This is a genomic window from Dietzia sp. DQ11-44 (assembly GCF_014145205.1).
In the GTDB taxonomy this organism is placed as follows: Bacteria; Actinomycetota; Actinomycetes; order Mycobacteriales; family Mycobacteriaceae; genus Dietzia; species Dietzia natronolimnaea.
Map to the genome: position 1 here is coordinate 1 of NZ_JAALEC010000092.1, position 11,151 is coordinate 11,151.

The following is an 11,151-nucleotide window of genomic DNA, read 5'->3' on the forward strand; positions in this document are numbered from 1 at the left end:
GGCCGCGGGCGAGCGCGGCGACCGGGAGCAGACACAGGAGCACGACGGCCCATCCGCCCGGACCGGGCACCCAGCCCCCGGCAGCAGTGTGCGCGACCGTGGCGGTGAGCACGGACGCGAGCACCACCGCGACCGCGCGCCACTGCGCCATCGGGTCGCAGTAGCCGGTCACGACGTAGAACCTACGTCACCGCGTGATCACCACGCCCTCGCGGCTCCGCCTCCCCGTCGTCGGCTCCTCGGTCTCCCGGTGGCCTACCCGCCAACCTCCTCGGCAGCGGAGAGTGAGCGGTCAGGTGGTGCGGGTGTGGGCCCCCATGTCGTCGACCTCCATCTCGTCGAACTGCATGTCCCAGACGGGCGGCCCGTCCGGATGGTCGCGGCGTCCGGTGACGTGAAACCCGTGCCGCTCGTACAGCCGCACGTTCCGCTCATCCGAGGTCTCCAACCGCACGGCGCGGGCGCCTCGACGTCCCGCCTCGGCCAGAGCAAACACGAGCAGGGAGCTACCGAGACGCCTGCCCTGCGCGGCGGGGCGCACCCCGAGGGTCTCCAGGGTCCACCCGTCGTGCGGCGGCGATCCGTCGGCCAGCCTCCCGATGCGGTCGCCGTGCAGGGCCACGATCTGCTCGACGGCGTCGTCGTCGGCGTCCGGGGCGTCCGGGGGCAGGAGCGCGATCACGCCGTCACGGTCCTCGGTGACCGCGACGACCCCGTGCCGATAGGCGTGCGCCAGATAGAGCTGCTGCAGGGTGAGCAGGCGCTCGGCGTACCCCTCCTCGGGGATGACGTGACGGGTCCAGGGGTAGTGCGCGAACGCCTGGGCCAGGGTCTCGGCGGCGGGGGCGAGATCGTCCGGCGAGGCGAGGCGGGGGTCAGTCATTCTGGGCTCCTGCGGGTCGGATCATTGCGGTGGATTCCTGTCCGGGCCCCGTGGGCACCGTGCCGACGGGGAGGAAACCGAATCGCTCGTACAGGCGGCGGCTGCCCGCGGTGGTCGCCTCGAGGAACACCGGCTCCGGCCCGCCCTGGTCGATGATGTCCAGGCGGTGGCGCAGGAGGGCCGACCCGATCCCCTTCCCGCGAGCCTTGGGTCCGGTGGCGATGTCGTGGAAGTACCAGTGCGGCTCCGACGGCCGGTGTGCCTCGACCGCGCGGGTGTGTGCCATGCCGCGGCGCGCGGTGGGCGAGATCAGCAGTCGGAGAACCGCTGTGCCTCTCTCGCCCCATCGTGACCAGCGCCCCGCCTCGCGGTGCGGAGGCTCCCAGAGCAACGCCCCCAACGTCTGCCCGTCCTCCACGGCCACGTCGACCCGGTCCGGGTGCCGACGCACGTGGCGTCGATAGTGCGCGGTCAGGCGTGCGGACCGTGAGGCCTCGTCGGGGAAGAACTGCGCCCACGCCGGATCAGCGCCGAACGCCTCCCCGAGCATCTCCCCGATGGTCTGTGCATCGGAGGCCGCCGCCGGTCTGACTTCCACCATGTCTTCCTCCCTCGATCGCGCCCTATTCTACAATGTAGAAATAGTGTCTCGGGCTTGTCGGCCCGAAAGTGGGGGGACTGATGGTCGAGCGCCGCGTCGGACGAGGGCCCAGGGGGTTGTCCCCCGCCTTGATCGTCGAGGCGGCTGTCGGCGTGCTGGAGGAGAGCGGGCAGGAATCGTTCAGCATGCGCAGTGTGGGGCGCGCGGCGGGGTGCGACGCGATGTCGGTGGCCTATCACTTCGGGTCCAAGCAGGGGCTGGCCCGGGCCATGGCGTCGTGGCTCGACGGTCAGGTGCGGCCCGCCCCACCCGGGGCGCCCTGGCGACCGACACTGCGTCACCTGGCTGAGCAGTACCGCGCCCTGGCCAGGGCGTATCCCCGGACGTTCCCGTTGCTCCAGCGGTTCACCCACACCGGGTCGGCCGATTACGCCACGACCGAGGTGGTGCACGCGGCGATGCTGGGTGCGGGGGTCCCCCGGCCTCAGGTGGTGACGGTGACGGTGGGCTGGTACGCGACCGTCCTCGGGCTGGCCACGGCGGAGGCCCTCGGGTTGGTCTCTCCCGTGGACGACGTCACCGCGGCGGAGATCGAGGGGCTGCCCGCCGGGGACTACCCGCTCACCACCGCGCTCCTGGACGACTATCGCGGGATCGAGCCCGGCGTCGTCTTTGGCACCGCCGTGGAGCTGATGCACGACGGGATCGAGCGGCTGGGCGGCTCCTAATTCGTGGCCGTGCCCACGTCGTAGTACAGCTGCACCATCCCGTTGCCGAACCGTCGCAGATCGCGAAGTCGTAGGTCGAGCGGGCTGTCGGGGAACATCGGTCGGCCCCCGCCCACCGCGACGGGGCATAGGAGCACCCGGACCTCGTCGACCAGGCGGTGCCGCAGTGCGTGGGCGGCGAGCGTGGGTCCGTCGACCGTCAGGTCGCCTTCCGCCCGGGCCTTCAGTTCGCGGACCTCGTCGGGGTCGAACTGCCGCTCGAGCCGGGTCCGCGTGGTGTCGACCTCCGGCAGCGTGGTGGAGTACACGACCTTGTCCGCCCGCGTCCAGAGGCGTGCGAAATCGGCTGACCGGGGGGACTGGCCGGCGATGCCGGGATCCGTCTCCCAGACCCTCATCGTCTCGTACATCGTGCGGCCGTAAAGAAAGGTGGAGACCCCGACGGTGTCTCGGTTGACGGTCTCCAATACCTCCTCGTCGGGGACCGCCCAGTCGAAGTTTCCCTCCCGATCCGCGACGTATCCGTCGAGAGAGGTGATCATCGAATAGATCAGTGTGCCCATGGTGACCTCCGGGGTCGTCTGCGCCCTGCACGACCGATTGTAAAACGCAATCGCTTTCCCGGGCGACTATACTGATTGCATGTCGCAAGCGGAAGGGCCGCGTGTGCTCCCCGTGCCTCCGGGTAAGTCGGGCTGCCCGATCAACATGACCGCCGAGCTGCTCGGTGATCGCTGGAGCCTGGTCGTTCTCCGGGACATCATGTTCGGGGACCGTCGGCGGTTCCGAGAGCTGTTGGGGCAGTCGATGGAAGGGATCGCCTCCAACATTCTCGCCTCCCGGCTTGCCAAGCTGGTGGGCGCCGGGATGCTCACCCGTCACGACGATCCCCGTCACCGTCAGCGGGTGGAGTACCGGTTGACCGAGGCGTCGATCCAACTCGTCCCCGTGTTCGCGCAGCTCGGCGCGTGGGGAACCCGCTGGCTCCCGACGAGTCCCGAACTCTCGGTCAGGGCCAGTCTGCTCGCGGAGGGCGGACCGCGCCTGTGGGATCAGTTCATGGACGAGCTGCGGGCGACCCACCTCGCCGGTGAGCCACCGGTCGGGGACGGCGTCCTTGCCGGTCTGACCGCCGCCTACGAACAGGTGGCCGGCGAGAGCGATCCGGAGTAGGTCCGGTACCGGACGAACGGCGCGGCCCCGCGGTCGAATGGCCCCACGTGGTCTCGGCGCGTGTCAGCCCTCGGGGCTGCGCAGCGGCATCTCGTGGACCTCGCGGACGAACTCGGGCAACGGGCCACCGGTGCGCAGGACAGTGGCGATCGCCGGATCCGCCAGGTGCAGCCGGCCCACCGAGATGAGGTCGAACTCTCCGGCCTCGAGGCAGTCCACCACGGCATCGATGTTGTCCGCGGTGTGGGCGGGCGCCCCGGACTTCTGTTCGCGGAGCGAGGCCCCGATCCCCACCCCGCCGACCGCGCCCGAGGGCAGCCCGGTCAGTCGGCGGGCCCATCCGGCCAGGGACACCTCGCCGTCGTCGCCCTCCAGGTCCGGGAATGCCGGGTCGTTGAACCGCCTGGTGGAGGCGTCGAGCAGGTCCACCCCCGCGTCGGCGAGGGCGCCGAGGTACACGCCCAGCTCGTCGGGCGTGGTGGCCTTGCGGGCGGTGTAATCCTGCTGGGTGTGCTGGGAGAAGCGGTAGAACAGCGGGGCGTCGGGCCCGATCGCCTCGCGGACCCCGGCGACCACCGCGGCGGGGAACCGGCTGCGCGCGGCCAGGTCGCCGCCCCAGGTGTCGGTCCGCCGGTTGGTGTCGGACCAGACGAAGGAGTCGAGGAGGTACCCGTGCCCGCCGTGGAGGGTCACGCCGTCGAATCCGGCCTCCATCGCCAACCGGGCGGAGCGGGAGAACGCGTCGATCACCCCGGCGATGTCGCCCTCGGTCATCGGTGCGACCTCCGGTGACCACCGGGCGACGCTCCGCTCGGAATAGGTGGTGACGCCCGGGGTGCCCCATCGCCCGGACGGCCGCATCGGGTGCCTCTCCATGAGCCTGTCCCGGTTGGCCCGGTCGAAACGGGCGTTGGCGCCCCAGAGCGGGCCGACGTGCCACAGCTGCGTCAGGATGCGGCCCCCGGCGGAGTGGACCGCGTCGGTGACCTGCCGCCAGGCGGCCACGGACGCAGGCCCGTCGAGGCGGGGGATCCAGCCGTGATCCACCGAGGTCGGGTGGTCCACGCCGATCCCCTCTGTGACGATCAGCGCGGTCCCGCCGGCAGCGCGGGAGGCGTAGTAGTCGCGGTTCACCTCGTCGGGCAGGGCGTCCGGGCAACCCATCCGCGTCATGGGCGACATGACCAGGCGGTTGGCCAGCTGCATGGACCTGACCTGCAGGGGTCGGAACAGTGCCTCGCGCGTGGTGGTGACCGATGACGACATCTCGTGGGACCTCTTCTTCTCCGGTGAGGGCGACCCGCCGGGCCCGGGCCGGCGACGCCATCACTTGACAACTGTCAATAGTACCCGGACCGGTCGTTCGGGGATGAACCGTGCGGACCGCCGGGTGCGTGAGGCGACTATCCGGAGTGCTGTTGTTCCAACTCGTCGATGGTCTTGTCCGAGGTCTCGGAGATGATGTCGAGAATGCGCTGGTAGTGCGCGGAATCAGCGCTGACCAGCGAGACGTGGTCCTCGCCGTCGGCCAGCACGAGGGACCCGATCCCGTTCTGCTGTGTCACGGCGTTGATATAGCGGATGGAGTTCTCGGGGGAGACCATCGTGTCGTCGGTGCCGTGCACGGCCACCACCGGGATGCGCGGGTCGATGTTCTGGATGGGGTCGACGGAGGTATAGCGATCGGGGACCTCGGCAGGGGTGCCGCCGAGGACGGTGACGATTCGATCGTCACCGTGGGTGGCGGCGTAGATCATGTCCAGGGGCCCGGCCAGGGAGATGACGCGGGTCGGCCGGAACGCGGGGTCGCTCCCGACCTCGTCGTCGTCCAGGGAGTGGCGGGTGCCGGACCACATGGCCAGCTGGGCACCGGCACTGTGGCCGACGACGAGCTCGTCGTCGGTGGTGAGCTCGGGGTACTGCTCGTCGAGGCGGACCACGTGATCGAGGGCGTCGGCGATGTCGCTGAAAGTAACGGGCCATCCACCGCCGGAGCCGACGCGCCGGTACTCCACGTTGTACACGGCCATCCCGCGGTCGACGAGATCGTCGGCGAAGGAGTTCATGACCTCGGCGCCGAGTTGGGACGCCCACGAACCGCCGTGGATGAGGACGACCAGCGGCACCGAATCTTCGGCGTGCGTTCCGGCCGGCAGGTAGAGGTCTCCCCAGTTCTGGGTCGGGTCCGATTCCCCACGGGTGGGGTAGGTGATCCGCTCGTAGTGGTGTTCGTCCCGCTCGGCGACGTCGCCCTGGGACGCCGCATCGCCCTGGGCAGCGACATCGTCATCTGGGGCGCAGCCGCCGATCGTCATGGCCGCGATCAGGGATGCCGCCACAGCAACGGTGGACCGGGTCGGAGTCGTCCGCTTCACCTGCGTCAGCCTAATGAGCGTCCAGCCCGCTGGTCGGATGTCACGCATTTTGGCGCCGGACCAGTGAGAGTCCCGGCGAGTTCGACTGGTCGACGGCCGCCCCGGTACATCGTCAGTGGCCGTAACCAGCAGTGGCCGTAACCGGGCCGTCACAGTGCGTCGATCCGGTGCTTACACCGCGGACCTACGGTGATCCGGTTCGCGCACCCCGCGCGACATCGTTCGATCTTGCTTCGAGAGAGGCCGCACATGTCCGCCACAGAATCGATCCTCGCGGGCGATCGAGGTGGATGCGCGGGACACGCTGACGATCGAGCAATCCCCGGGCCCGGCGATCGGCTCGCCCCGGTCGTCGGCACGAGCGTCCTGGCCGTCGAGACGTGCACTCGCTCGCCGGAAGGAGGAGAACCCGCCGAGAGCTCCGGCCGTTAGGCTCCCGATGATGCGGCCGCCTCCGCGCCGCACCATTCTCTGGAGGTCATCTGTGTCCGGGCATCTCAGCGGCAAGGTCGTCATCGTCACCGGGGCCGGGGGTGGGTTCGGCAAGCTGATCGCTGAGAAATGCGCCGCGGGCGGCGCGCACGTGGTCGGCGTCGACATCGACGCCGACGGTCTCGCCGCCGTGGTCGACGGAATCACCGCCGCCGGGGGTTCGGCGCTCGCCCGGGTCGCCGACGTCACCGATACCGAGCAGGTCAGGGCGGCCGCCGAGGCCGCGGTGGAGACGTTCGGCGCCATCGATGTCCTGGTCAACAACGCCGGGGTCATGCCGCTGGCCTACTTCGCCGATCACGAGAAGGCGCTGCCCAGGTGGCTCAAGGCCATCGACATCAACATCAAGGGAGTCGTCAACGGCATCTCCGCCGTCTACGACCAGATGATCGAGCAGGGGCGCGGACAGGTCGTCAACATCTCCTCGATCTACGGCAATGCGGGGATCGCCGGCTCCGGCGTCTACAGCGCGACCAAGGCCGCCGTCACCACCCTCTCGGACTCCCTGCGGATGGAGACCAAGGGCAAGATCAAGGTCACCACGGTCAAGCCGACCGGCGTCGCCGGCACCAACCTCGCCAGCTGGATCGTCAACGGTGAGGCGATCAACGGGATAGTCGGTCAGCGTGCGGAGTCCTTCAACGCCACCCTCTCGGCGATGATCAACGGTGAACTGCCCGCGGAGCAGACCGACGTCGACTCGGTGGAGTACTGGCTCATCACCCCCGAGGACCTCGCCGACGCCGTGGTCCACGTGATCGACCAGCCGTGGGGCATCAGCATCAGCGATATCACGGTCCGGGCGAGCGGCGAGGACTACCTCTACTGAACGGGTCGACTCATCACCGCGCCTGGCTGAACCTCCCGGCGCGGCCGAGCAGCCCCGCGTTGGCGTCGGCGAGCAGCGCGTCGACCGTCTCGCGGGCGCAGGTCTTGTTGGACCCGATGAACCCGCGGGGACCCCGTTTGATCCACCCGACCACGTAGGCGCCGGGGACCTCGGACCCGCCGGGGCGGTCGAGGACGCGGCTGTCGCGGTGGGGGATCGTCGCGGTGACCGGGTCGAACGGCACGCCCGGCACGGGTACCCCGCGGTAGCCGACCGAACGCAGGACCAGTCCCGCGGGCAGGACCTCCTCGGTTCCCGGGCGGGGGACCGCGCGCACGTCGCCGTCCAGGCCGGTCAACTCCGTCCCCGCGATCCGCAGTCCCTCGACGCGTTCCGCACCGACGACCTCCACGGGTGCGGTCTGGAAACGCAGGACGATCCGCGGCATGCCCGTCCGTGGCGCGCGGGCGGCCACCTCCGCGAGGCAGTCGAGCATGAGGGATCTCTGGGGATCGGTCTCCGCCCCCGGATCGATCCCGTCCGGGGCGTCGACGCGCAGGTCGATGTCCTCACGCGAGGCCAGCCCGACGAGTTCGGGAAGGGTGAACGCGGCCTGGGCGGGCCCGCGTCGACCCAGCACGACGATCTCCCGGATGCGACTGTCCCGCAGGGCCTTCAGGGCGACAGGGGAGATGTCGGTCGCGGCGAGGGACTCCGCAGGGGTGGCGAGGATCCGGGCGACGTCGAGGGCGACGTTGCCGTTGCCCACGATGACGGCCCGCTCGTGGTCGAGCGGGACCCGGGCCTCGACGTGGTCGGGGTGGCCGTTGTACCAGGACACCACCTCCGTGGCGGACATGCTCCCGGGGAGCCCGGTGCCCGGGATCTCGAGGGGGCGGTCGGTGCTGGCCCCGGTCGCGTAGACCACGGCGTCGTGGGCGGCGGCGAGCTCGTCCACGGTGACATCCCGGCCGATCTCCACCCCCAGCCGGTAGGTGAATCCGGCCTGGGCCTCGATGAGCGCGAACAGGTCGGTGACCGACCGGGTCCTCGGGTGGTCGGGGGCCACGCCGTGCCGGGCCAGGCCGTGGGGGACGGGCAGGCGATCGAAGACGGTCACCTCGACGCCCGGCTGCCTGAGCAGCTCGTCGGCGGTGTACAGAGCGGCGGGGCCGGCTCCGACGATCGCCACCCGCAGTGGCTCCCCCGCGGGGCCGCGGTCCCGCACCAGACGGCGGATCGGGGGGACCGGCGCCTGGGGCGGGTACGGGCGAGACGGCGTGCTCAACACGGCGTTGAGGTCGAGGAAGACCTGCTCGCCAGGGGCGAGGCGGTCGTCGGGGACGATCGCCCCGACCGGGCACGCTCCCACGCACGCCCCACAGTCCACGCAGACGTCCGGGTCGATGTACAGCATCTCGGCGGTGGCGAAGTCCGGCTCGTCCGGAGTCGGGTGGATGCAGTTGACCGGGCACGCGTGGACGCAGGACGCGTCGGCGCAGCAGGCCTGCGTGACGACGTGGGGCATCAGACGGCGGCGGAGTACGAGACGGGCGGCTCGCTGCGGTAGCGGGAGGCGCGGCCGTCGATCTTCAGCGCCCGCCAGACCCGCCGGGCGAGCGGGTTCATCAGGCCGGACTGCTCGGCGAGCATCCGCACGTCGGAGAAGAGGTCGGACAGGAACTCGCGGGACTTCGGGCTGTCCCAGTACAGCTCGTCGATGACCTCGCGGGGGACACCGAACTCCTCGCGGAATTCCTTGGTCGGCTTGAGGATGGAGTCGCACAGCACCCGCATGATCACGGGGAAGGCCAGGGAGACCGCGAAGATCTGACCGCGGCTCATCCGGGGCGCGTGGCGGGCCACGTAGGTGTGCGCGAAGGAGATGTGCCGGGCCTCCTCGGCCACGTGGATCTCCATGATGCGGCTCAGGACGGGCGGGAGCTCGTCCGCGCCGCGCAGGATCTGCTTCTGCGTGTGGTCGATCGGCTCCTCGCCGGCGAGGACGCCGATGAAGAAGCCCACCGGTGTGAGGGAGGCGAACCACGGGATGATCGGCGAGACCCGGCGCATCCAGCGGGGCAACCCGGGTACGTCGGCACCGATGATGTTGACGCCCTGCTGGAACATCTGGGTGTGGTGGCACTCCTCGGTCGCCTCGTGGGTGAGGTACCGGAACTCGGCCGACCCGTTGTCCAGGTTCGAGATGTACTGCATGATCCCGCGGATCAGGATGTTCTCGAACTGCAGCCCGACCTTCATGATGTTGGCCTGGCGCCACAGCCCGATCTCGATCTGGGTCTCGACGGGCAACGCCTGGTACCAGGGGTGGGCGCCCAGCGGATCCACGTCCGCGGGCAGGACCCAGCGCTCGTCGGTGCGGTCCACACGGAAGTCGGGGTGATCCCAGGGGACGTCGACGAACGCGTCGAAGTGGCGTCGGACCGACGCCTCGGACAGGCGGAGGAGGGCGGCGTCATACTCCTCGCGGGAGCTGCTCGGGGTCGGGCTCGAGGGGGCGGTGGTGGGCGTGGGTGCGGTCATGGCGATCCCTTTCGTTTCCGACGATGTGGGTCGGAGAGAGCCTCGGAGTACAGAGTGACATTTGAGGTCTCTTTGTAACTGAGGCTAGGCAGCGCGGGCCCTCGTGTCAACGCCCGGGCGCCTACCGCCTACGCACCGTCGGAATGTCCCCGCCCACCGCGGAGTTGTGGGCCCAGGTGCCTCCTGGCGAACTCCCGGGCCACGTCGGGGTCGTCCAGATCGATGGTCGTGGAGGGGGTGAGGACGAATGAGATCACCAGACGGACGGTCACCTCGGCGGCCACGAGCAGTTCGTCGTGCGACCGGGAGTCGTCGAGGCTGGTGGCCATCTCCGAGGCGAGGAACTCGGCACTGCTGCTGACCAGGGGTTCGGCCCGGACGGTGAGATACGGGACGGCGACCTCGGGTTCACTCTCGAGGAGCCGGTTGAGCAGCCCGTGGGCGCGCAGGGTCTCGACGGTGTAGAGGAAGCCTTCGGTGAGCTTGGACTCCACGTCGTCGTACCGGTCGATCTCCTGCTTCAGCCCGGCCAGGATGCGTCCGGACTCGCGGAGCAGGACGGCGTTGATGAGCTCCTGCTTGTTGGCGAACCGGCGGTAGAGGGTCATCCGGGACAGGCCCGACCGCTGCGTGATGTCCCCCATCGTCGACCGGGTCACGCCGAAGAGCTCGAACTGCCGCACCGCCGCGTCGAGGAGCTTCTCCCCGATGTCGTCCGTGGTGCCGCTCGGCACGTGGCGGTCCAGGGCGGCGCGGATGAAGGTCGCGGCGGTGAACGGGAGATTCGCGGGCATCGGTCGATTGTCCCTCACCGGGCGCGCTCGCGCCGGGGTGTGGAATGACCCGGTGTGGCGGGACCCGGGACGTCGCGTCCGGACCACACCGTCAGTCCCCGAGCGCGCGACGGATGGCGTCGTCGATCCCGGTCATCTCCCACCCCGGGGGGAGCAGGTCCGTCGCCGGGCCGGCGGCCACCATCTCGTGGCGGAGACTCTCGATCAGCCCGGCGACGGTACCGGCGTCCACGTCCATGAGCGGGGACAATCCCGCCGCGACCAGATCCCACGGCACCCCGAAGACCGGGACGCGGAGTGTCGGGAGCCCGGCGACCCGGGAGAACCTGCGCAGCAGCGCGGGGTAGGTCAGCGCCTCCCCGCAGCCGAGGTCGCCGTGCCCGGTGCGGGGAGCCACTTCGAGGGCGTGACACAGGGCCTCGACGACGTCACGCTCGGCGACCGGCTCCACGCGGCCGCCGCGCATCCAGCGGGGGACCGGTTGGACCGGCAACCGTTCACACAGGGTGCGCATCATCTCGAAGCCCACCGAACCGGAGCCCAGGACGATGCCGGCCCGCAGGGTGAACACCGGCGTGGGTCCGTCCGAGAGCAGGTGTTGGACCTCGAGTCGGGAGGACATGTGCCGGGAGAGAGGCTCCCCGGGGCCTCCGGACGGGGCGAGCCCGGAGACGTACACGCACCGCTGGACGCCGGCTGCGGCCATCGCGTCGCGCATCGCGGACGCGCCCG

At 70.3% G+C, this 11,151-nt stretch carries 12 protein-coding genes; 3 read left to right on the forward strand and 9 right to left on the reverse strand.

From position 1 onward, the window contains the following. Window positions 1-292 precede the first annotated feature (292 nt). Together G6018_RS02755 and G6018_RS02760 are read right to left on the reverse strand one after the other, a co-directional pair. Complete coding sequence (locus G6018_RS02755; protein WP_182616539.1) at window positions 293-883, reverse strand: GNAT family N-acetyltransferase; 591 nt, start codon at window positions 881-883, stop codon at window positions 293-295. Next, window positions 876-1,484 (reverse strand): GNAT family N-acetyltransferase, encoded by a 609-nt coding sequence (locus tag G6018_RS02760; protein ID WP_182610502.1) that lies wholly within the window; start codon window positions 1,482-1,484, stop codon window positions 876-878. The genes G6018_RS02755 and G6018_RS02760 overlap by 8 nt, the downstream gene beginning before the upstream one ends. An 80-nt stretch (window positions 1,485-1,564) precedes the next feature. Between G6018_RS02760 and G6018_RS02765 the strand changes: the two genes are divergently transcribed. Beyond that, window positions 1,565-2,212, forward strand: coding sequence for a TetR/AcrR family transcriptional regulator (locus G6018_RS02765; RefSeq protein ID WP_182638655.1), 648 nt, complete (start codon window positions 1,565-1,567; stop codon window positions 2,210-2,212). On the opposite strand, the gene G6018_RS02770 is transcribed toward G6018_RS02765, so the two are convergent. Then, on the reverse strand, window positions 2,209-2,775 hold the full coding sequence (locus G6018_RS02770) for a dihydrofolate reductase family protein (RefSeq protein ID WP_182638656.1): 567 nt from the start codon (window positions 2,773-2,775) through the stop codon (window positions 2,209-2,211). The genes G6018_RS02765 and G6018_RS02770 overlap by 4 nt on opposite strands. A 79-nt stretch (window positions 2,776-2,854) precedes the next feature. Between G6018_RS02770 and G6018_RS02775 the strand changes: the two genes are divergently transcribed. Beyond that, entirely contained in the window at window positions 2,855-3,385 is a 531-nt protein-coding gene (locus G6018_RS02775; protein WP_182638657.1) for a helix-turn-helix domain-containing protein, read from the forward strand. A 63-nt stretch (window positions 3,386-3,448) separates the two neighbouring features. Here G6018_RS02775 and G6018_RS02780 read toward each other — a convergent pair whose 3' ends face one another. Together G6018_RS02780 and G6018_RS02785 are read right to left on the reverse strand one after the other, a co-directional pair. Beyond that, the gene (locus G6018_RS02780; RefSeq protein WP_182638658.1) at window positions 3,449-4,651 is read right to left on the reverse strand and encodes a 12-oxophytodienoate reductase; all 1,203 of its coding nucleotides are present in this window, start codon (window positions 4,649-4,651) and stop codon (window positions 3,449-3,451) included. A gap of 137 nt (window positions 4,652-4,788) precedes the next feature. Then, the gene (locus tag G6018_RS02785) at window positions 4,789-5,724 is read right to left on the reverse strand and encodes an alpha/beta fold hydrolase (RefSeq protein WP_347237776.1); all 936 of its coding nucleotides are present in this window, start codon (window positions 5,722-5,724) and stop codon (window positions 4,789-4,791) included. 520 nt (window positions 5,725-6,244) lie between these two features. On the opposite strand from G6018_RS02785, the gene G6018_RS02790 reads away from it, so the two are divergent. Beyond that, window positions 6,245-7,081: an SDR family NAD(P)-dependent oxidoreductase gene (locus G6018_RS02790; protein ID WP_182638659.1), complete on the forward strand. Its 837-nt coding sequence runs from the start codon at window positions 6,245-6,247 to the stop codon at window positions 7,079-7,081. Window positions 7,082-7,094: 13 nt separating this feature from the next. On the opposite strand, the gene G6018_RS02795 is transcribed toward G6018_RS02790, so the two are convergent. The 4 genes from G6018_RS02795 to G6018_RS02810 form a co-directional block, all read right to left on the reverse strand. After that, the gene (locus tag G6018_RS02795; RefSeq protein ID WP_179523819.1) at window positions 7,095-8,609 is read right to left on the reverse strand and encodes an FAD-dependent oxidoreductase; all 1,515 of its coding nucleotides are present in this window, start codon (window positions 8,607-8,609) and stop codon (window positions 7,095-7,097) included. Next, window positions 8,609-9,625 (reverse strand): diiron oxygenase, encoded by a 1,017-nt coding sequence (locus tag G6018_RS02800; protein ID WP_182610508.1) that lies wholly within the window; start codon window positions 9,623-9,625, stop codon window positions 8,609-8,611. Before G6018_RS02800 ends, G6018_RS02795 begins: the two co-directional genes overlap by 1 nt. 128 nt (window positions 9,626-9,753) lie before the next feature. Next, window positions 9,754-10,419, reverse strand: coding sequence for a TetR/AcrR family transcriptional regulator (locus G6018_RS02805; RefSeq protein WP_241730559.1), 666 nt, complete (start codon window positions 10,417-10,419; stop codon window positions 9,754-9,756). 91 nt (window positions 10,420-10,510) lie between these two features. Further along, the coding region (locus G6018_RS02810; protein ID WP_182616548.1) for an NAD-dependent dehydratase at window positions 10,511-11,151 on the reverse strand (641 nt) is incomplete at its 5' end.